The organism is Mesorhizobium sp. NZP2234, assembly GCF_013170765.1.
In the GTDB taxonomy this organism is placed as follows: domain Bacteria; phylum Pseudomonadota; class Alphaproteobacteria; order Rhizobiales; family Rhizobiaceae; genus Mesorhizobium; species Mesorhizobium loti_D.
Genome location: NZ_CP033364.1, coordinates 1405693 through 1424217 on the forward strand (window position 1 = coordinate 1405693; position 18525 = coordinate 1424217).

The 18525-nt window shown below is 63.0% G+C and carries 23 protein-coding genes and 1 other RNA gene; 10 read left to right on the forward strand and 14 right to left on the reverse strand.

Features of this window, described 5'->3' with window-relative positions; translation table 11 throughout:
- Positions 1-42: 42 nt before the first annotated feature.
- The 3 genes from EB230_RS06810 to EB230_RS06820 form a co-directional block, all read right to left on the reverse strand.
- The gene (locus EB230_RS06810) at positions 43-1233 is read right to left on the reverse strand and encodes a VWA domain-containing protein (protein WP_056575322.1); all 1191 of its coding nucleotides are present in this window, start codon (positions 1231-1233) and stop codon (positions 43-45) included.
- A 7-nt stretch (positions 1234-1240) separates the two neighbouring features.
- On the reverse strand, positions 1241-1687 hold the full coding sequence (locus tag EB230_RS06815) for a GNAT family N-acetyltransferase (protein WP_172371900.1): 447 nt from the start codon (positions 1685-1687) through the stop codon (positions 1241-1243).
- 91 nt (positions 1688-1778) lie between these two features.
- A complete protein-coding gene (locus EB230_RS06820) occupies positions 1779-2618 on the reverse strand; it encodes a MoxR family ATPase (protein WP_056575328.1) in 840 nt (279 codons plus the stop codon).
- A 145-nt stretch (positions 2619-2763) separates the two neighbouring features.
- On the opposite strand from EB230_RS06820, the gene ssrS reads away from it, so the two are divergent.
- From ssrS to EB230_RS06840, 4 genes are all read left to right on the forward strand, one after another.
- Positions 2764-2919: non-coding RNA, 6S RNA (ssrS, locus tag EB230_RS06825), on the forward strand.
- Between the two features lie 95 nt (positions 2920-3014).
- Complete coding sequence (locus tag EB230_RS06830) at positions 3015-3602, forward strand: 5-formyltetrahydrofolate cyclo-ligase (protein WP_172371902.1); 588 nt, start codon at positions 3015-3017, stop codon at positions 3600-3602.
- A gap of 70 nt (positions 3603-3672) precedes the next feature.
- Positions 3673-4497, forward strand: a complete 825-nt coding sequence (locus tag EB230_RS06835) for a YmdB family metallophosphoesterase (RefSeq protein WP_056575335.1) — start codon at positions 3673-3675, stop codon at positions 4495-4497.
- Positions 4498-4567: 70 nt separating this feature from the next.
- Entirely contained in the window at positions 4568-5335 is a 768-nt protein-coding gene (locus tag EB230_RS06840) for a TerC family protein (RefSeq protein ID WP_056575337.1), read from the forward strand.
- Positions 5336-5355: 20 nt separating this feature from the next.
- On the opposite strand, the gene EB230_RS06845 is transcribed toward EB230_RS06840, so the two are convergent.
- Genes EB230_RS06845 through EB230_RS06860 form a run of 4 tightly spaced genes read right to left on the reverse strand, consistent with a single transcriptional unit; the run spans position 5356 to position 7160 of the window.
- Positions 5356-5823, reverse strand: coding sequence for an SRPBCC family protein (locus EB230_RS06845; RefSeq protein ID WP_172371903.1), 468 nt, complete (start codon positions 5821-5823; stop codon positions 5356-5358).
- A 25-nt stretch (positions 5824-5848) separates the two neighbouring features.
- On the reverse strand, positions 5849-6211 hold the full coding sequence (locus EB230_RS06850) for a hypothetical protein (protein WP_056575343.1): 363 nt from the start codon (positions 6209-6211) through the stop codon (positions 5849-5851).
- Positions 6212-6261: 50 nt separating this feature from the next.
- The gene (locus EB230_RS06855) at positions 6262-6654 is read right to left on the reverse strand and encodes a VOC family protein (RefSeq protein WP_081295069.1); all 393 of its coding nucleotides are present in this window, start codon (positions 6652-6654) and stop codon (positions 6262-6264) included.
- A 23-nt stretch (positions 6655-6677) separates the two neighbouring features.
- A complete protein-coding gene (locus tag EB230_RS06860) occupies positions 6678-7160 on the reverse strand; it encodes an SRPBCC domain-containing protein (protein WP_056575349.1) in 483 nt (160 codons plus the stop codon).
- Positions 7161-7211: 51 nt separating this feature from the next.
- On the opposite strand from EB230_RS06860, the gene EB230_RS06865 reads away from it, so the two are divergent.
- The 3 genes from EB230_RS06865 to EB230_RS06875 all read left to right on the forward strand — a co-directional run bounded on the left by EB230_RS06865 (position 7212) and on the right by EB230_RS06875 (position 8868).
- Positions 7212-7535: a helix-turn-helix domain-containing protein gene (locus EB230_RS06865; RefSeq protein ID WP_056575352.1), complete on the forward strand. Its 324-nt coding sequence runs from the start codon at positions 7212-7214 to the stop codon at positions 7533-7535.
- A 204-nt stretch (positions 7536-7739) separates the two neighbouring features.
- Positions 7740-8489 (forward strand): YebC/PmpR family DNA-binding transcriptional regulator, encoded by a 750-nt coding sequence (locus tag EB230_RS06870; protein WP_172371904.1) that lies wholly within the window; start codon positions 7740-7742, stop codon positions 8487-8489.
- 52 nt (positions 8490-8541) lie between these two features.
- Entirely contained in the window at positions 8542-8868 is a 327-nt protein-coding gene (locus tag EB230_RS06875) for a SelT/SelW/SelH family protein (protein WP_246738922.1), read from the forward strand.
- A 102-nt stretch (positions 8869-8970) separates the two neighbouring features.
- Here the strand turns inward: EB230_RS06875 and EB230_RS06880 are convergent, their stop codons facing one another.
- Both EB230_RS06880 and EB230_RS06885 read right to left on the reverse strand, forming a co-directional pair.
- On the reverse strand, positions 8971-9447 hold the full coding sequence (locus tag EB230_RS06880) for a DUF1772 domain-containing protein (RefSeq protein WP_172371906.1): 477 nt from the start codon (positions 9445-9447) through the stop codon (positions 8971-8973).
- Between the two features lies 1 nt (position 9448).
- The gene (locus tag EB230_RS06885; protein ID WP_172371907.1) at positions 9449-10276 is read right to left on the reverse strand and encodes an NAD(P)H-binding protein; all 828 of its coding nucleotides are present in this window, start codon (positions 10274-10276) and stop codon (positions 9449-9451) included.
- A gap of 125 nt (positions 10277-10401) precedes the next feature.
- On the opposite strand from EB230_RS06885, the gene EB230_RS06890 reads away from it, so the two are divergent.
- Entirely contained in the window at positions 10402-11031 is a 630-nt protein-coding gene (locus tag EB230_RS06890; RefSeq protein ID WP_172371908.1) for a TetR/AcrR family transcriptional regulator, read from the forward strand.
- Between the two features lie 146 nt (positions 11032-11177).
- Here EB230_RS06890 and rpmE read toward each other — a convergent pair whose 3' ends face one another.
- Positions 11178-11399, reverse strand: coding sequence for a 50S ribosomal protein L31 (gene rpmE / locus EB230_RS06895; RefSeq protein ID WP_010912060.1), 222 nt, complete (start codon positions 11397-11399; stop codon positions 11178-11180).
- A 206-nt stretch (positions 11400-11605) separates the two neighbouring features.
- On the opposite strand from rpmE, the gene EB230_RS06900 reads away from it, so the two are divergent.
- Positions 11606-13405 carry an ABC transporter transmembrane domain-containing protein gene (locus tag EB230_RS06900; RefSeq protein WP_056575370.1) on the forward strand — a complete coding sequence of 600 codons (1800 nt, stop codon included), beginning with the start codon at positions 11606-11608 and terminating at the stop codon, positions 13403-13405.
- Between the two features lie 196 nt (positions 13406-13601).
- Here EB230_RS06900 and EB230_RS06905 read toward each other — a convergent pair whose 3' ends face one another.
- Positions 13602-15086 carry a carboxypeptidase M32 gene (locus EB230_RS06905; RefSeq protein ID WP_172371910.1) on the reverse strand — a complete coding sequence of 495 codons (1485 nt, stop codon included), beginning with the start codon at positions 15084-15086 and terminating at the stop codon, positions 13602-13604.
- Positions 15087-15329: 243 nt separating this feature from the next.
- Between EB230_RS06905 and EB230_RS06910 the strand changes: the two genes are divergently transcribed.
- Entirely contained in the window at positions 15330-15683 is a 354-nt protein-coding gene (locus EB230_RS06910) for a DUF1304 domain-containing protein (RefSeq protein ID WP_172371913.1), read from the forward strand.
- 92 nt (positions 15684-15775) lie between these two features.
- Here EB230_RS06910 and EB230_RS06915 read toward each other — a convergent pair whose 3' ends face one another.
- The 3 genes from EB230_RS06915 to EB230_RS06925 form a co-directional block, all read right to left on the reverse strand.
- On the reverse strand, positions 15776-16204 hold the full coding sequence (locus EB230_RS06915; protein WP_172371915.1) for a hypothetical protein: 429 nt from the start codon (positions 16202-16204) through the stop codon (positions 15776-15778).
- A gap of 248 nt (positions 16205-16452) precedes the next feature.
- On the reverse strand, positions 16453-17484 hold the full coding sequence (locus tag EB230_RS06920; RefSeq protein ID WP_056575382.1) for a peptidoglycan -binding protein: 1032 nt from the start codon (positions 17482-17484) through the stop codon (positions 16453-16455).
- A 1-nt stretch (position 17485) separates the two neighbouring features.
- A complete protein-coding gene (locus EB230_RS06925) occupies positions 17486-18511 on the reverse strand; it encodes a MotA/TolQ/ExbB proton channel family protein (RefSeq protein ID WP_056575385.1) in 1026 nt (341 codons plus the stop codon).
- Positions 18512-18525 lie beyond the last annotated feature (14 nt).

Genomic DNA, 18525 nt, shown 5'->3' on the forward strand with positions numbered 1-18525 from the left:
GCATTTGTTACAGGTTCGCCCAGCGGCGGACTTTCGACAAGATCAATGTTTCCGAGAAAGCTGCTTCGTCGCGGCTTCAAGCCCGGCCAGCGTCAGCGGGAACATGCGGCCGCCGAAGATGTCGCGGATCATCGCGATCGAATGGGTGTAGCCCCAGTTCTTCTGGTTCTCCGGATTGAGCCATACCGCGTTCGGCCATTGCTGCAGCAGGCGGCCGAGCCAGACGGCTCCGGCCTCCGGGTTCCAGTGCTCGACCGAACCGCCCGGGTGGGCGATTTCATAGGGGCTCATCGAGGCGTCGCCGACGACGATCACCTTGTAGTCCGGACCGTATTTGTGGAGCAGGTCCAAGGTCGAAATCACCTCGGCATGGCGGCGCCGGTTGTCCTTCCACACGCCTTCGTAGAGGCAGTTGTGGAAATAGAAATATTCGAGCTGGCGGAATTCGGCTCGTGCCGCCGAAAACAGCTCCTCCACGCTCTTGATATGGTCGTCCATCGAGCCGCCGACATCGAAGAACATCAGCAGTTTCACGGCATTGCGCCGCTCGGGCCGCGTCTGCACGTCGAGATAGCCGTGCTCGGCGGTGGCGTGGATGGTGCCGGGCAGGTCGAATTCCTCCTCGGCGCCCTCGCGCACCCAGCGGCGCAGCCGCTTCAGCGCGATCTTGATGTTGCGGGTGCCGAGTTCCACGGCATCGTCGAAATTCCGGAACTCGCGCTTGTCCCACACCTTCACGGCACGGCGGTTGCGGCTTTCGTGCTGGCCGATGCGCACGCCTTCGGGATTATAGCCGTAGGCGCCGAAAGGTGAGGTGCCGCCGGTGCCGATCCATTTCGAGCCGCCCTGGTGGCGGCCCTTCTGCTCCTCGAGCCTTTGCTTCAAGGTCTCCATCAACTTTTCGAAGCCGCCGAGCGCCTCGACCAGCTTTTTCTCTTCTTCGGTCAGGTGTTTTTCGGCGAGTCGGCGCAGCCATTCCTCGGGAATATTGGCGACGTCGACCGCATCCGGACCGCCCAGCGCCTCGATGCCCTTGAAGACATGCGCGAACACCTGGTCGAAGCGGTCGATATGGCGCTCGTCCTTCACCAGGGCGGCGCGGGCAAGGTAATAAAAACCCTCGACGTCATAGTCGACCAGCCCGGCTTCCAATCCTTCCAGCAGCGACAGATATTCCCGCAGCGAGACGGGAACACGCGCTGCCTTCAGTTCGAGGAAGAAGGGGATGAACATCTTCTATCTATAGCAGATCATACTCGATGAAGCCGGTGCGACGCGCGACATGGTCATAGAGCTTGCGCGCGGTGGTGTTGGTTTCGTGCGTCATCCAGTAGACATTCTTGACGCCGATTTTTTCCGCCGCGTCCTTCACCGCCTTGATAAGCGCCGCACCGATGCCCTTGCCGCGCACGTCCGGGTCGGCGAACAGGTCCTGCAGATAGCAGTTGTTTTTCTCCGACCAGCCTGAGCGGTGGTAGAGATAGTGGGTGAGGCCGACCGCCTTGCCGTCGAGCGTGGCGATAAAACCCTTCGGCTCGAATTCGCCTGCCGTGAACAGCCGCTTCCAGGTGACGGCGTAGACCTCTTCCGGCAGCTTGGTTTCGTAGAAGGTGAGGTAGTCGGTCCACAGGCGCTTCCAGTCGGCGTGGTCGGACTGCGCGAGCGGGCGGACGATAATCTCAGACATTTCATTCCTCCGAAGGGTTCTGGCCGAAGCTGCCTTCCTGTCCTGCCGGCAGCAACGGTCCACAGCAGGGAAAAGCGCTGTCGCGGCCTGCCTATTGCTGCCTTCTGGCCATGAAGGCCAGCCGCTCGAACAGATGGACGTCCTGTTCGTTCTTCAGCAGCGCGCCATGCAGTTTGGGCAGCGCGTTCTTGGGGTCGGCGCGCAAGTCCTCGGGCGCGATGTCGTCGGCGACCAGCAGGCGGATCCAGTCGAGCGCCTCGGAGGTCGAAGGCTTCTTCTTCAGCCCCGGTACCTCGCGGATCTCGTAGAACTGGGTGAGGGCCGCCCGCACCAGGTTCTGCTTGATGCCGGGATAGTGGACGTCGACAATCCTGTGCAGCGTGTCGACGTCGGGAAAGCGGATGTAATGGAAGAAGCAGCGGCGCAGGAAGGCGTCTGGCAGCTCCTTCTCGTTGTTGGAGGTGATGATGACGATGGGGCGGACGGCGGCGCGTATGGTCTCGCCGGTCTCGTAGACGAAGAACTCCATGCGATCGAGTTCCTGCAAAAGGTCGTTGGGGAATTCGATGTCGGCCTTGTCGATCTCGTCGATCAAAAGCACGACCTTCTTGCCGGCCGCGAACGCTTCCCACAGCTTGCCGCGCTTGATGTAGTTCTTGATGTCGTTGAACCTGGCATCGCCGAGCTGGCTGTCGCGCAGCCGCGACACGGCGTCGTACTCGTAAAGACCCTGCTGCGCCCGCGTCGTCGATTTGACGTGCCATTCGATGAGGTCGAGGCCGAGGGCTGATGCCACCTGGCGGGCAAGCTCGGTCTTGCCGGTGCCGGGCTCGCCCTTGACCAGCAGGGGCCGTTCCAGCGCGATCGCCGCGTTGACGGCCACCATCAGGTCCTTGTCGGCGACATAGGCCGCCGTGCCTTCGAAACGCATTTTTGCTCCTTCGTTCATTCCGGGCGACCGTAAGGAGGCGGCTCGGCCTGCGCAAGAGTGGGGCGGCGATGCGACGTCGCGAGCCCGGCACGGAAAGAGTGGCAGCTCTCTGGCGCTTAGGGGACCATCGGCCTATATTGGGTGTGACGGTCTGCGCTTCCCGGCAGGAGAACATTTTCCCCGGGGCCTTAACGATCCTTAGGGAGCTGTCCCTGGGAAGACCCGTGGGTTTTCTCACACGGCGCCCACCTACTTTGTAGGTTCCCGGGATCGCTCTCTCCACCGGTTGCGTGGATCGTCACTTCCCGCATGCGCCCATGCGTTCCGGTGGATGGTGCGGTAGAAAACGTCGCTCCTAAAACGCCATCCCTATCCGGCCTTTTCTATCGTCCGCGCATGACATCTCTCAAAGACCTGAAAAAACAGCTGCGGCGCGAAGCGCTTGGACGCCGCGACGCGCTCGATGAATTCTGGCGGGTCGAGGCAGCGCTCGAAATGGCCGAGACGGCGCGCGATCATCTCGCTATCGAGCCCGGCCAGATCGTATCCGGCTTCTGGCCGATGCGTTCGGAAGTCGACGTCAGGCCGTTGATGTTCGCCTTGCGCGAAAAGGGCGCGAGACTTTGCCTGCCGGCCATTCTCGACAAGACCACGATCGTCTTTCGCGAGCTGGTTCGCGGCGCGCCGATGGTGGACATGGGCTTCGGCACGGTTGGGCCCCATGAAGAGGCCGAGGTGCTTGATCCCGAAGTGATGCTTGTGCCACTCGCCGCGTTCGATGCGCGCGGCCACCGCATCGGCTATGGCGCCGGCTACTACGACCGCGCCATCGCGAAGCTCGTCGACAAGGGGCACACGCCCCGTCTGATCGGCATCGCCTTCGACTGCCAGGAAGTTCCGCAGGTTCCGGATGAGCCTCACGACGTCGTCATCCCGGAAATACTCACAGAGAACGGGTTGCGCCGCTTCGCGCCGAAATTGTAGATAATGGAGGCATGATCTTTTCGCGGATGTCATGCAGCTTTTGCTTCGCTGACTTTCGGTGCGGGATCATATGAGACTTCTCTTCCTCGGAGACATGGTTGGAAAAACGGGACGCACGGCGGTGTGGGAACAACTGCCTGGCCTGATCTCGGATTTCAAACTCGACTTCGTCATCGTCAATGGTGAGAACGCCGCCGGCGGTTTCGGCATCACCGAGGAGATCTTTCGCGAGACGATCGCGGCCGGCGCCGATGTCGTGACCACGGGCAACCATGTCTGGGACCAGCGCGACGCGCTCGCCTTCGCGCCGCGCGAAGAGCGCTTCCTGCGCCCCTCCAATTTTCCCAGGGGCACGCCGGGGCGCGGATCCGGCGTCTATATCGCCAGGAGCGGGGCCAGGGTCTTGGTCGCCAACATCATGGGCCGGGTGTTCATGCATCCGGAGCTCGACGATCCGTTCCAGGCTGGCGAGCGCGAGCTTGCCGCCTGTCCGCTCGGCGAGCAGGCCGATGCGGTGGTCATCGACTTCCACGCCGAAGCGACCTCGGAGAAGATGTGCTTCGCGCATTTCGTCGACGGCCGCGCCAGCCTCGTCGTCGGCACCCATACCCACCAGCCGACCGGCGACCATCAGATCCTCAACGGCGGCACGGGTTACATTTCCGACGCCGGCATGTGCGGCGATTATGATTCCTCGCTCGGCATGGACAAGGAGGAGCCGCTCAACCGGTTCCTGTCGAAAGTGCCGAAAGGCCGCTTCGAGGCTGCGACTGGACCTGCAACATTGTGCGGTGTCGGCGTGACTATTTCCGACCGCACGGGCCTGACAGAAAAGATCGCGCCGTTTCGTCGCGGGCCAAGACTTGAAGAAACGGCTCCGTCTTTCTGGTCGTGACATTGATATAGAGGTTTGTAGTACCTAACTGCCGGCGACACTGCTCTAGATCGTAGAGGGGACGACCTCCATGCAGCTCATTGAGTTCCTGGCGCCGCATTTTCACTTTGTATCCGATCCAACGGCCTGGGTCGCGTTGCTGACCTTGGTGGTGCTCGAGATCGTGCTCGGCATCGACAATCTGATCTTCATCTCGATCCTCACCAACAAGCTGCCGGAAGCGCAACGGGCCCGCGCCCGCCGGCTCGGCATATCGGCGGCACTGGTCATGCGGTTGGTGCTGCTGGCCACCATTTCGGTCATCGTCCAGCTGACGACGCCGGTGTTCACCGCATTCGACCATGGCTTCTCCTGGCGCGACCTTATCCTGATCGCCGGCGGCCTTTTCCTGGTGTGGAAGGCGACAAAGGAAATCCATCATACCGTCGACCCGGACGACCATCAGGACACGATGCTGGGCGAGACGCTCAAGATCTCGCTGGCCGGCGCCATCTTCCAGATCCTGCTGCTCGATCTGGTCTTCTCGATCGATTCCATCATCACCGCCGTCGGCATGACCGACGAGATCGCCATCATGTACATCGCGGTGATCGTGGCCGTCACCGTGATGATGCTGGCGGCGGGGCCGCTGGCCAACTTCATCGCCCGCAACCCCAGCATCGTCATGCTGGCGCTGGGCTTCCTGTTGATGATCGGCATGACGCTGATCGCCGATGGCATGGGCTACCATGTGCCGAAGGGCTACATCTACGCGGCGATGGGTTTCTCGGCGCTGGTCGAGGGGCTCAACATGCTGGCACGGCGGCGCAAGAAAGCGAAATCCGGCGACGGGCATTGAGGCCGGCGCGCCGGGACGGGCTAATGTCCCGGCGCACCCTTCGGATGACGGTCGCCGATCAGGCCCAGCGTCAGGCCCTGCTCCAGCCAGGCCTTAGCGCCAGCCAGCACCAGTGTGAAGCCGCCGGTCGAGCCGATCGCTTCTTTCACCTGTTCGTCGCCCGTGCCAGCGAAGCCGAAGTTGCGGACCTCGAGAAAGGTCGCCTCATCAGGCATCGCGGTGAACGTCCAGACCACCGTGGTCGGCGGGTCGCTCCATGTCATGACGATTTTCTCGTCCCGGACGATCTCGCTGACATGGACTGTCGTCGAGACGCCATACATGCGCCATTCCCAGCGAACCTCCTTGCTGCTGTCCAGCCGGCCGCTGCCGTGGGTGAACCAGAATTTGGTGGTGATGGCCGGATCGACGATAGCCTCGAAGACTTCGGCGACCGGTCGCCGGATCAGCATGCCTGCTTCGGCCGTTGGCGTGTCATGAATGTCCATGGTGATTTCCTTTCAAGCTCGGTGCTCACCAGGCATCGGGTTCACGCACCATGTGAATAATGTTGGCGGGATTGGTGATCCAGCCACCACGGAAAGCCTCCCCCAACGGTTCGATGGCATCGCAACGCACGACGCCGGCTCCGGCGAGGTGCGCGGCGGCGGCGGCAAAATCGTCGGTGAAAAGTTCCAGCCACACCTCGGCCTGGCTCAGCATCGGCGCCTCGTCGATCCACAGCCTGATGGGGCCGAGCTCGAAGCCGATGGCGGGTGCCTTGGCGGTGAACGGCTTCAGGCCGATGACGTCGCGGTAAAAGGCGACCGTTGCCTCGAACTGATGAGGCGGCACTTTCATGGCGATGTTGATGCCGCCGGTTATCCCTGGGGTCATTGCTGGCTCCGTGTGTTCAGGTGCTGCCGGTCCCCTCGGCCCTAAGGCGGTTATGGCAGATTGATCTGCCAGGAGACGCCGAACCGGTCGTTCAGCCAGGCGAATCGGCGGCTGAATCCGTAATTGTCCGGCGGCATAAGGAATCCGCCATCCTTTGCCAGGACCTCGACAATGGCGTTCAATTCCTGCTCCGAGGAACAATCCACATACAGCGAGACCGAAGGCGTGAACGTGAAGGCGTGATGCACGGGGCTGTTGTAGACCGTGACCTCCAGGCCGGCGATGGAGACGCGCGCCAGTTTGAGCATTCCTTGCGGGCCGTCCTCGCCGGCGCCATAGCGCGTGACGTCAACGACGCTGCTGCCGGGAATGGTCTCGCAATAGAGGGTCATTGCCTCTTCGGCCTTGCCCTCGAACATCAGGAACGGTGTTACTCTGATCACCACGGGCCTCCTTCTTTGCCTGCTCAGACATTGGTCTCGTTGGCGGGTTCGCCCTTCATCTCGCTGCGGTAATAGCCGTCACGCAGATTGATGCCGTATTCGACATACGCTTTCATGCAGGCCAGCATCTGCGACCAGCCCTCGCAGTTGAGGTAGGATTTCTTCAGGCCGACCGCGCCTTCCCGCCAGCCGCTCTCGGCAATGGTGACGAAGGTGCCGCCATCATCCAGCGGTTCGAAATTCATCTCGATGCGGGTCTTGTAGGCCGGCTTGCCGTCGGCATCGGTGGCGTCCCAGCGCAGCACGATGCGGCTGTCCTTGACCACCTCGTCGACCTCGACCGGCACCTTGCCCCACCAGACGACGCCAATACCGGTTTCCAGCGGCGCGCTGGCGCCGCCGATGGTGGTGAAATAGCCGCTCAGCTTCTTCGGATTGACGACCGCGTCGAAGACTTCGGCGACCGGCCTGCCAATGCGTCCTGAAACCCGAAATCCAAGGGACATATCCACAGCTCCTTGCTTGATAGGTTCGAGGATATGTTATAGAAATATAACATGTCAAGCCGATCGCAAGACGACAATGTTTTCAAGGCGCTGGCGCATCCGCGCCGGCGCGAAATGCTGGATCAGCTGAAGGACGAGCCGAAGACGACCGGCATGCTGTGCGATGCTTTTCCCGACATCGACCGCTGCACCGTCATGCTGCATCTCAAGGTGCTGGAGGAGGCGGAACTGATCGTGGCGCGCCGTGACGGACGCGAACGCTGGAACCATCTCAATTCCCTGCCCATCAAGCAGATCCATGACCGCTGGATCAGCCAGTATGCCGGCCATGCGCTCAGCATCATCGACCGGCTGAAGTCCGATCTGGAGGCATAAGGCGTTGCAGGGGATCGCCGCAACACGGCGCGCTGGACGAATTGAGCCGATTTATCTATAAGCCGGCCATTCCGACAGAGAACGCCGTGCTTCCGTGGGTTGCACCTGGGACGCTCTGAAATTTTGAATTCGAGCATTTTTGCGAAGGGCAAGGTGATCCACCTGGCTGCAGGATGCTCTAGCCGAGAAGACGACAGGGGTGCCATGGCTGGCCATTCACAGTTCAAGAACATCATGCACCGCAAGGGCCGTCAGGACGCGGTGCGGTCGAAAATGTTTTCCAAGCTGGCGCGCGAAATAACCGTTGCTGCCAAGAGCGGCACGCCCGATCCATCGATGAATCCACGCCTGCGGCTGGCGATCCAGAACGCCAAGGCCGTGTCGATGCCGAAGGACAATATCCAGCGCGCCATCAACAAGGCCTCGATGGGCGATGCCGAGAACTACGAGGCTGTGCGCTATGAAGGCTATGGCCCAGGTGGCGTCGCCGTCATCGTCGAGGCCTTGACCGACAACCGCAACCGCTCGGCGTCGAATGTGCGGGCCGCCTTCACCAAGGCCGGCGGCGCGATGGGTGAAACCGGCTCGGTATCCTTCATGTGGGACCGTGTCGGCGAGATCTACTATCCGGCATCGGCCGGCAGCGCCGACACGGTCATGGAAGCGGCGATCGAAGCCGGCGCCGACGATGTCGAGTCGGACGAGGAAGGCCACACGATCTATTGCGCCTTCGAGAATCTCGGCGAGGTGTCGAAGGCGCTGGAAACCGCGCTCGGCGAGGCTGAATCGGTGAAGCTGATCTGGCAGCCTCAGACCAATGTCCCGGTCGACGAGGAACGTGCACAGTCGCTGATGAAGCTGGTCGCCACACTTGAAGACGACGACGACGTGCAAAGCGTCTACGCCAATTTCGAGGTCGACGACGAGACCTTGGCCAAGCTCAGCGCGGCGTGATCGGCGGGATATGAGCAGAGCTCAATCCGATATGAGCGGAGCTCAATCCGATATGAACGAGAAGCCGTTGCCCGCCATCCGCATCACCTATTGCACGCAGTGCCAGTGGCTGCTGCGCGCTGGCTGGATGGCGCAGGAGCTGCTCTCCACCTTCGGCACCGACCTCGGCGAGGTGACGCTGGTGCCCGGCACCGGCGGGATCTTCACCGTCTCCTGCAACGACGTGCTGGTCTGGGACCGCAAGCGCGACGGCGGCTTTCCCGATGCGGCAAAGCTCAAGCAGCTGGTGCGCGACGTGATCGACCCGGATCGCGATCTCGGTCATTCCGATCGCAAGGGCCACACGTCAAAAGGGCACGCGCAAAAAGACCCCGCCTGAAGTCTTTTCGTTTCATCGACTGCCTTGTTTGACGCAATTCCCAAGGGAAAGCGCTGGGCGCTCTCCCGGGAAAACCGCCTACACTTTTCCTGGAATTGCTTTCTAGAGCAACGCGAAGATAAAGCAGGCCATCGCCACGATGGCGGTGACGGTGCGGACGTGGTTCCACATCACCCATTGGCTCAGATGGTTAGCCCACACGGCGGCGCCGTTGCTGCTGGCCGGGTCGACGGCGGCAAGCGCGTCGTTGAGCGGCACGTTGAAGACCATGGTCACGATCGGGTTGCCGATCAGGTAGATCACCGCGCCGGCAAGCAGCCAGTACGAGCCGGACTGGCTCCAGCCCATGATGGCGGCGGCGATAAGCACCAGACAGAGCAGGCCGGTACCGAAAAGCGCCGTCATGAAAGTCGGCGTGATCACCGTGACGTTGATCGAGTTCATCGCCGCGATGCCTTGTGGGACAGGCAGCCGGGCAAGCGCCGCCATGACGAAATTGGAGAAGGCGAAGAATACGCCGGCGACGAGGCCCGAGCCGATCGCGGCAATGATGGTGAGAGCGGGCAGAAGCTTGGTCATCTCAGTTGCTCCAGATTCGGCTAGCGGCGGTTTCGCTTGCGTAGGCGGAGAAGTCTTTGGGTGGCCGGCCAAGCACGCGCTGGACGCCGTCGGTGAGCGATTCGTTGCGGCCGTCGAGCACCTGGGTGAACAGCTCATCGAGCAGCCAGACGAATTCGGGTGGCAGTCCATGCGAGGCGACGGCGTTCGTGAACTCGTCATGCGAGATTCTGACAAAGCGGATATCGCGTCCCGCCGCCTTGGCAATTTCGGCGACCGCTTCGGCGAAGCTCAAAAGCCGCGGCCCCGTGAGCTCATAGAGCTGACCGATATGACCGGGCTGGGTCAGCACCACTTCGGCGGCGTCGGCGATGTCGTCGACGTCTACAAAGGGTTCGCCGACAGGTCCGACCGGCAGTGCCACCTCGCCCGCCAGCAACGGCTCGACGAGAAAGCCTTCGCTGAAATTCTGCGAGAACCAGGCGCAGCGCAGGATCGTCCAGTCGGCCCCGGAAGCCTTCAGCATCTCTTCGGCGCGCTGGGCTTCCGTTTCGCCGCGGCCCGACAACAGCACCAACCGGCGGACGCCATGTCCCACGGCAAGGTGGGTGAAGGCACCGATCACTTCGGCAGCACCCGGCACGGCAATGTCGGGATAGTAGCTGATGTAGACCGCGCTGACGTCCTCAAGTGCGGGAGCCCAGGATGCCGAAGCTTCCCAATCGAAGCGTGGCGTGCCGGAACGGGAGCCGATCCGTACCGGAATGCCCCGCGCCTTCAGCCGCTCGGCAAGACGGCGGCCGGTCTTGCCGGTGCCGCCGAGGATCAGGATTGGTTTGGTGTCGGTCATGGTGGCTTTCCTCCGTTTTAAAACATGAGTAATCCTCACATTTGCAAAACGTGATAAACCCTCGTATTTTGCGAGTCAAGCCATTTCCCCGGCGGTTGTGCCGAATGCGTTATTGGAGACAGTCCATGGAAGGCACGCCGGCCAACGAGCAGATCGCTTCGCCACGGCGGGCGCCAAGCCAGCAGCGCAGCCGCGAGCGGGTGGAACGCATGCTGGCCGCAGCCTCGGCGCTGATCACCGAGCAAGGCAGCGATGCCATGCGCATGGGCGAGGTGGCGGAGCGGGCAGGGGTGTCGATCGGCTCGCTCTACCAGTTCTTTCCCGACAAGCGGGCGATCATCTGGGCGCTGGCCGAGCGCTACACGGCCGAGAGCCAGGCCTGCATTTCAGCGGCACTCGCCAATGTAGGCGATGCCGAAGGCCTGCGACGGGCTTTCTCCGAGCTGGTCGATATCTATTACGGACTCTTCCTGGCCGAGCCGGTGATGCGCGACATCTGGTCGGGCACGCAAGCCGACAAGGCGCTGCGCCAGCTCGAACTCGCCGACAGCCGGGCCAATGCGGAGTTCCTTGTCGCGGTGTTGAAACGGCTACGTCCCGGCGCCGACCCTGTCGCCCTGGAAACCACGGCGTTTCTGGTTTGGCAAATGGGCGAGGCCGCGGTACGGCTGGCCATCTCCGTCGACCGACAGGAGGGCGACAGGCTGGTCACAGCCTACAAGCGCATGGCGCTGCGGGAATTGCTGGCTGAGTAGAGACGACTTTGGCGTTTCTGCCGCATCGGTAGCGAAACCGCCTGCGACTGCGTCCTTCTCCCCGCATAGTGACGGGGAGAAGAGAGCACTGGTCAACAAAAACCCGCCACGAAGGCGGGTCTTTGATCTGCAAGGGCTTGTCCGGCTTAGAGGCCGAAACCTTCGAAGCGCTTCTTGAACTTCGACAGGCGGCCGCCGCGGTCGAGCAGGGTCTGCTGGCCGCCGGTCCAGGCCGGGTGGGTGGTCGGGTCGATATCGAGGTTCATCGTATCGCCTTCCTTGCCCCAGGTCGAACGGGTCGTGTATTCGGTGCCGTCGGTCATGACGACCTTGATGGTGTGGTAGTCGGGATGGATAGCGCTCTTCATGGCTCGGTTCCTGGCTTGCCGGCGCGGCTGACGGGCATAAGCCTGCGTCGATGCGCCTCTTTTTAAAACTCGAAGCCGCAGCTATGGAGGAGCCACGGCTTCTAAAACGGTCGGCGAGCCTATACATCAGGCGGAATTGAATCACAAGGCCGCGGCAAGCGCATATTGCGACGCCTAGAGCTGAAGCGGCTAGAGGAAACACCGAGATGGCGCAATCAAGCAGCGCAGACGAGCGCCGACGCTCGCTCAAGCCGCTCCGACGCCTGTTCCCCTATATCACGCAATATCGCACGCTGGTCGTCGGCGCCCTCATCTCGCTGGCCATCGCCGCGGCAACGACATTGGCGCTGCCGCTGGCCGTACGGCGCATGATCGACCACGGCTTCTCGTCCTCCAGCACCACCTTCATTGCTGAATACTTTGCCGCGCTGGTGGCGATGGCCGCCATGCTGGCGGCGGCATCGGCCTGCCGTTATTATTTCGTCATCACGCTGGGGGAACGCGTCGTCGCCGATATCAGGCGCGATGTCTTTGCCCATGTGACGACGCTGTCGCCTGCCTTTTTCGACACCGCGCAGTCGGGCGAGATCGTGTCGCGGCTCGCCGCCGATACCACGCAGGTCAAATCGGCGGTCGGCGCGACCGCCTCGGTCGCGCTGCGCAACGTCATCCTCGGCCTCGGCGCGGTGGGAATGATGGTCATCACCAGCCCAAAACTGTCCGGCCTGGTCATCGCAGCCATTCCCATCATCGTGCTGCCCCTGGTCGCCTTCGGCCGCTCGGTGCGGCGCAAGTCAAGGCAGGCGCAGGATACGCTTGCCGAGGCGACAGCCTACGCCAGCGAGCAGATCGGCGCGGTGCGCACGCTGCAGGCCTTCACCAATGAGAAACTGGTCACCGGGCGGTTTTCGGGCGCGGTGGAGGCTGCTTTCGAGGCTGCACGCGCCTCGATCTTCGCACGCTCCTTCCTCACCTTCTTTGCCATTTTCACCATCTTCTCGTCTGTCGTGGCAGTGCTGTGGTTCGGCTCGCGCGATGTGCTCGACGGCAATCTGTCGCCAGGCACGCTCGGCCAGTTCCTGCTCTATTCGGTGTTCGCCGCCGGTGCGCTCGGCGCGCTGTCGGAGGTCTGGGGCGAACTGGCTCAGGCTGCCGGCGCGGCCGAACGGCTGACCGAAATCCTCGCCGAGAAGCCGGCGATCCAGGCGCCGGCCGATCCGAAGCCGCTGCCGTCGATCGCCAAGGGCGCGATCGTCTTCGACGACGTCTCCTTCTCCTATCCGGCAAGGCCAGACCGCGCCGCCGTCCATGGCTTGAGTTTTCAGGTCATGCCCGGCGAGACGGTGGCCATCGTCGGTCCCTCCGGGGCCGGCAAGAGCACGGTGTTTTCGCTGATCCTGCGTTTCTACGATCCAGAGACCGGCAAGATCCTGATCGATGGCGTCGACGTGCGCGAAGCCGATCCGGTTTCGGTGCGCGAGCGCATCGCCATCGTGCCGCAGGACGTCACCATTTTCGCGGCGAGCGCGCGCGACAATATCGGCTTCGGCCGGCCGGGCGCCGGCAATGCCGAGATCGAGGCGGCCGCGAAGGACGCGCTGGCCGACGAATTCATCCTCAAGCTCGAAAATGGCTATGACAGCCAGGTCGGCGAGCGCGGCGTGACGCTGTCCGGCGGCCAGCGCCAGCGCGTGGCGATCGCCCGCGCCATCCTGCGCGACGCGCCGATCCTGCTGCTCGACGAAGCGACCTCGGCGCTCGACGCCGAAAGCGAGACGCTGGTGCAGACGGCGCTGGAGCGGCTGATGCAGGGCCGCACCACAATCGTCATCGCCCACCGGCTGGCAACGGTGCTGAAGGCCGACAGGATCCTCGTCATGGATGGCGGCCGAATCGTCGAGGAAGGCACGCATCAGAGCCTTGTCGCCAAGGGCGGCATCTATGCCAGGCTGGCCAAGCTGCAGTTCGAGACCGGCGCCAGCGCCTTCAGGGGCGCGGCGGAGTAGGCATTTCCGGCATGGCGGTCAGTTCGCCCGCATGATCGGAGCGTCTTGCAGCAACCGCCGGATACCACCAGTGATGGAAAAGCGAGGCGATCCCGCAAGACGTGGAAGCCCGGTGGCCGGACGGCGAATACCTCGTCGCCTTGCTGTTCGCCGGCGCGTGTCGCCAATCACCGCAACCGGATGGCGGTGGCGGATTTCATCCGCCGTAGCGCTGCTTCAAGTGATTGACGAAATACACGGCGTTGAGCTTTTCGCCGGTGGCGCGCTCGAGCAGGTCCGGTGTCGACCAGCGCGACCCCTGTGACCATATCTTCTCGCGGCGCCAGTCGTTGATGGCGGCGAAATTCCCTTTCGCCAGGTCGTCATCGGCGGAAGGGTGTTCCCTGGTCAGCGCGGCCCATTGCTGCGCCGCCATCATCGCGCCCAGCGTGTAGGACGGGAAGTAGCCGAAGGCCGCGCCCGGCCAATGCACGTCCTGCATCGGCCCGTCGGCCGGATTGTCGATGGTGGAAAGGCCGAGATAGTCGCGCATCTTGGCGTCCCACGCTTCGGGGAGATCAGCCACCTCCAGCCTGCCCGAGACCAGCTCCTGCTCCAGTTCGTAGCGCAGGATGACATGCAGGGGATAGGTCACCTCGTCGGCGTCGACGCGGATCAGGCCGCGCTCGACGCGATGCACATGCGGTAGAAGGTCGTCGAGCGACCAGGCCTCGCCGAGATGCTTCTCCACCACCGGCAGCGCCCAGCGCCAGAAGGCGGGATTGCGGCCGATCTGCTTTTCGACGAAGAGGCTCTGGCTTTCGTGCACGGCCATGCCGCGCGCCTTGCCCAGCGGCCAATGCGACCATGCCTTCGTCAGGTTCTGTTCATAGAGCGCATGGCCGGTCTCGTGCAGCACACCCATCAGCGCCGACAGGAAATCGGACGTCTTGTAGCGGGTGGTGATGCGCACGTCGCTGGGCACGCCGCCGCAGAAGGGATGGTGCGACACCGACAGCGAGCCGTGCGTCAGGTCGAAACCGACCGCGGCCATCATGGCAAGGCCGAGTTCGCGCTGCTTGTCGATCGCATAGGTACCCGAAAGCGGCTTCAGCGGATGCTTGCGCAGCCGCGCCTCCTGGATCGCCAGTGCCTCCGGTACGAATCCCTTGAGGAAGGCTTTCAGGTCGGCGAAGACAGGGGTGATGTCCGCGGTGCGGTTGCCGGGGTCGAATTGCTCCATCAGCGCATCGTAAGGGGCGAGGCCGAGCACGTCGGAGCGCAGGGCCGCCTCTTCGCGCACCAGCGCCACGACACCCTCGAGCGCAGGCTGGAAGCTCGCCCAATCGTTCTTGGCGCGCAGGTCGCGCCATAGCTGCTCGCAACGCATGCGCGCCGTCGTCTGGCGTTCGACGAATTCGACAGGCAGGCAGGTCAGGTTGATATACTGCCGCCGCAGTTCGCCGAGCGCCGCGCGCTGCTCGTCGTCGAGCGCCTCGCCTTCCGCGGCGGCGATCCAGTCCGATATCTCCGGTGCGGTCGCCCTGGTGTGGTACATGCCGGCCAGCGCCGCCATTGCCTCCGCACGCTTCTCACCGCCGCCGACGGCCATATGTGTCGCTTCGTCGGCGCCGAGGATGGCCAGCGCATGCTCAAGCGCTTCGAGCTTGTGGCCGAGGTCGTCGAGTTTCTGAAAGGACATGGCGGATTCCGTGATTGAGGACGGCGCGAAAAGACACCAACGCAAAAGCGTTGGCAACCCTCGGAGCGGTTCAGCGTTTCACGGAAACGGCACCCTGCACCGACTCATTGCTTTGATGCAATTCCCCGGGGAAAGCGCTGCGCGCCTTTGCTGGAATTGCTCTGGATACCGTCCGGCGGATGGCACCTTGCGCAGGCGATGCCACACATGAAATGCTGCGGCAACGCGTGCAGGGGGAGCAAAATGATCGGCGACATCCTGGTCGGGCTGGTGGCCTTGATCCATGTTTACATCGTCTATCTCGAGATGGTGCTTTGGGACACGCCGCGTGGGCACAAGACATTCCGCCTGACGCCCGAATTCGCGCAGGCCTCGAAGGTGCTCGCCGCCAATCAGGGCCTCTACAACGGATTTCTTGCCGCCGGCCTGATCTGGGGGCTTTACCTCGGCGCTGCCGGTTTTCAGGTCAAGGTCTTCTTCCTGTTGTGCGTGGCCATTGCCGGCCTCTATGGCGCGGCGACGGTCGGCCGCAAGATCCTGTTCATCCAGACCGTGCCGGCGGTGGTCGCCCTGGTCGCGCTCTGGTTTGGTTGGTAGGCGGGCTGGGCCGGTGAGGAAAAAGGACGCCCGCGGGATCGGGGTCCCGAAGGCGCCAGGAGGTCCCTTCCTCTTGGACCGTTCCAGAGGGCTCAGCCGTTCGGATAGTTTCCGCCGTCGGAACCATCGCCCATGAGGAAGCCGCTGCCGGTGTCGACCCTGAGCCGCTGGTCGACATTGTCGAGCCGGCGCAGCAGCTCATGATATTGCGCGGCCGGTATCCTGCCGTGATCCGACGCGGCTATCTTCTCGGCTGCCTGGTTGATGCGGACGGTACGCATTTCCAGGCGCTCCGCCACGGCCGGGGTGATGTTGTTGGCCTGCCTGGCGTCGACAATGCCCTGGCGGACACCCTGAACCTGTTGCATGAGAGCCTCGACACGCGGGCCGGTCATGTCTGTCGGATCCGTCGCGTCGAGAGTGCCCTTGTGATGGCCCGCGGCGTAGGCGCCGGCGAGCGGAATGGCGATAAAGAATGCGGTCAGTGCCGCAGTTCTGAGCGTGGGGTTAAAAGAGCGCATCGTCGCGTCTCCTCCAGAAGAGGAAAGGCAGCGGTTCCTTCGTCTGCCTTCCAGCCACGGGCCGTCGGGTTCCGTCGCGTCGCGATGGGAGGCATCGCCGGCGGTTCTCGGCCCTGCGCGGCAGGCTAGGAGCGCTCCGGCGCGAAGTGGAATTAAAAAAAGATAATCTTTTCAGGCCTTGCCGACACCGGTCTGCGCCCTAGAGTTGAGCCGTCGAACAAATTCGCGTGACATCGCGTGATGATGGTTCAACGTTCGGTGAGCTTCAGTTCAATGCGGCGGTTCTTGTTGCGCGCCTCGTCGGTATCGGCAGGGTCGAGCGGCTGGAACTCGCCAAAGCCGGCGGCGACCAGCCGGTTGGCCGGCACGCCGTTCTCGATCAGGAACTTGACCACCGAAGTCGAACGCGCCGTCGACAGCTCCCAATTGTCGCGATAGCGGCCGGTGCCCGAGAGCGGCTTGTTGTCGGTGTGGCCATCGACACGCAGCACCCAGTTGATCTCCGGCGGAATCTCCTTCTGCAACTCGATGATGGCGTCGGCGAGCTTTTTCATCTCGACCTTGCCCGCATCGTTGATGACCTCGGAGCCGGTCGGGAACAGCACTTCCGACTGGAAGACAAAACGGTCGCCGACAATGCGGATGTTCTCGCGGTCGGCGAGGATCTCGCGCAGACGTCCGAAGAAGTCGGAGCGGTAGCGGTTCAATTCCTGCACGCGCTGCGCCAGGGCGACGTTGAGGCGGCGGCCGAGATCGGCGATCTTGGTATTGGAATCGCGGTCGCGGGCCTCCGAAACGTTGAGCGCGTCCTCGAGTGCTCCGATCTGCTTGCGAAGCGCGGCGATCTGCTGGTTGAGTATCTCGACCTGGCTCAGTGCCTGCTGGCTGATCTGGCGCTGGTTGTCGAGTTCGCCGCCCAGTTCCGCGGCACGCTGGTTGGCCGCGTCGCCGGCGCCGGCACCTTGCGCCAGCAATTGCTCGAGGCGGCTCTTTTCCGCCTCCGCCGCCGACAGCGACGCCTGCAGGTTGGCGAGCGAATCCTCCTTGTCCTGTGCCGTCGAGCGCTCCAGCGCCAGAAGCTGGGTCAGTTCGTTGATCTGCGAGTTGAGACGATTGAGCACCGTGTCCTTGCCGGAGATTTCGCGGCCGAGCAGGAACTGCGCCAACACGAAAACGGTGAGCAGGAACATGATGGCGAGCAGCAGCGTCGACAAAGCGTCGACAAAGCCCGGCCAGTAGTCGATGCGGCGATCGGTACGCCGGCCCCTGGCAAGCGCCATGTCAGTGCACCCCGGGCTTCTTCAGGGCGTCGGCGATCTTTTCCAGCGTGTTGCGCATCGCCTTCTGTTCATCGGACTGGGCCTCGACCCAGTCGCGCATGATCTGCTGCTCGGAGCGCATGTTCTTGACCAGGCCGGAAATGCCGTCGGCGAGATTGGCCATGGCGGTGGCGACACGAGGATTGGAGCCGCCGCCATTCTCCTGCATGCTGCGTAGCCGCTCCGACAACAGGCGGATTTCGTCCGACGGTTCGGACTTGGCCGGATCGGAGACGACGATGTCGGAAGAGAGATCCGTGACCGAGGACAGCCAGTTCTCAAGCTCGGTGTAGAAGCGTGTCTGGGCGCGGCCCGCCTGCAAATCGAGGAAGCCAAGCACCAGCGAACCGGACAGGCCGAACAGCGAGGATGAGAAGGCCGTGCCCATGCCGGCCAACGGCGCCGACAGGCCCTGCTTCAGGGAATCGAGCACCGCGGCTGCATCACCCGTGCCGGGATCGAGCGATTCGATGGTCTCGCGAATCGAGCCGATCGTGTTCAACAAGCCCCAGAAGGTGCCGAGCAGGCCGAGGAACACCAGGAGGCCGACCAGGTAGCGCGAGGTGTCGCGGCTTTCGTCGAGGCGCGTGGCGATGGAATCCAGCATTGTGCGCATGGAAGAGGTCGAGAAGGCCATGGTCGAGGAACGGCCGATCATGGCTTTCATCGGGGCCAGCAGCACCGGTTCGGTGGTTTCCGAACCGGCGCGGAAGGAGTTGACCCAGCGCACCTCGCGAAACAGCCGCCCGACCTGGACGAAAGCGAGCAGGATGCCGACCACCAGCACGCCGATGATCAGGCCGTTGAGGCCGGGATTGGTGACGAAAGCCGTCGAGATCTGGCGGGTCAGGATGGCGGCAATGAAGGCGACGATGGCCAGGAAGATGACCATGGTCAGCAGGAACACCTGCGGACTCGATAGTTTATGCGGATCGTAGATCAGTACGTCGGAGCGCCTGCCCATGCCGAAGGATCTGAGAAAAGCCATCCGTGCCCCGTTTC

Coding starts and splice junctions, on each gene's coding strand:
- EB230_RS06810 (WP_056575322.1), bottom strand. CDS start 1,233: ATGTTCATCCCCTTCTTCCTCGAACTGAAGGCAGCGCGTGTTCCCGTC.
- EB230_RS06815 (WP_172371900.1), bottom strand. CDS start 1,687: ATGTCTGAGATTATCGTCCGCCCGCTCGCGCAGTCCGACCACGCCGAC.
- EB230_RS06820 (WP_056575328.1), bottom strand. CDS start 2,618: ATGCGTTTCGAAGGCACGGCGGCCTATGTCGCCGACAAGGACCTGATG.
- EB230_RS06830 (WP_172371902.1), top strand. CDS start 3,015: ATGACATCTCTCAAAGACCTGAAAAAACAGCTGCGGCGCGAAGCGCTT.
- EB230_RS06835 (WP_056575335.1), top strand. CDS start 3,673: ATGAGACTTCTCTTCCTCGGAGACATGGTTGGAAAAACGGGACGCACG.
- EB230_RS06840 (WP_056575337.1), top strand. CDS start 4,568: ATGCAGCTCATTGAGTTCCTGGCGCCGCATTTTCACTTTGTATCCGAT.
- EB230_RS06845 (WP_172371903.1), bottom strand. CDS start 5,823: ATGGACATTCATGACACGCCAACGGCCGAAGCAGGCATGCTGATCCGG.
- EB230_RS06850 (WP_056575343.1), bottom strand. CDS start 6,211: ATGACCCCAGGGATAACCGGCGGCATCAACATCGCCATGAAAGTGCCG.
- EB230_RS06860 (WP_056575349.1), bottom strand. CDS start 7,160: ATGTCCCTTGGATTTCGGGTTTCAGGACGCATTGGCAGGCCGGTCGCC.
- EB230_RS06865 (WP_056575352.1), top strand. CDS start 7,212: ATGTCAAGCCGATCGCAAGACGACAATGTTTTCAAGGCGCTGGCGCAT.
- EB230_RS06870 (WP_172371904.1), top strand. CDS start 7,740: ATGGCTGGCCATTCACAGTTCAAGAACATCATGCACCGCAAGGGCCGT.
- EB230_RS06875 (WP_246738922.1), top strand. CDS start 8,542: ATGAACGAGAAGCCGTTGCCCGCCATCCGCATCACCTATTGCACGCAG.
- EB230_RS06880 (WP_172371906.1), bottom strand. CDS start 9,447: ATGACCAAGCTTCTGCCCGCTCTCACCATCATTGCCGCGATCGGCTCG.
- EB230_RS06885 (WP_172371907.1), bottom strand. CDS start 10,276: ATGACCGACACCAAACCAATCCTGATCCTCGGCGGCACCGGCAAGACC.
- EB230_RS06890 (WP_172371908.1), top strand. CDS start 10,402: ATGGAAGGCACGCCGGCCAACGAGCAGATCGCTTCGCCACGGCGGGCG.
- rpmE (WP_010912060.1), bottom strand. CDS start 11,399: ATGAAGAGCGCTATCCATCCCGACTACCACACCATCAAGGTCGTCATG.
- EB230_RS06900 (WP_056575370.1), top strand. CDS start 11,606: ATGGCGCAATCAAGCAGCGCAGACGAGCGCCGACGCTCGCTCAAGCCG.
- EB230_RS06905 (WP_172371910.1), bottom strand. CDS start 15,086: ATGTCCTTTCAGAAACTCGACGACCTCGGCCACAAGCTCGAAGCGCTT.
- EB230_RS06910 (WP_172371913.1), top strand. CDS start 15,330: ATGATCGGCGACATCCTGGTCGGGCTGGTGGCCTTGATCCATGTTTAC.
- EB230_RS06915 (WP_172371915.1), bottom strand. CDS start 16,204: ATGCGCTCTTTTAACCCCACGCTCAGAACTGCGGCACTGACCGCATTC.
- EB230_RS06920 (WP_056575382.1), bottom strand. CDS start 17,484: ATGGCGCTTGCCAGGGGCCGGCGTACCGATCGCCGCATCGACTACTGG.
- EB230_RS06925 (WP_056575385.1), bottom strand. CDS start 18,511: ATGGCTTTTCTCAGATCCTTCGGCATGGGCAGGCGCTCCGACGTACTG.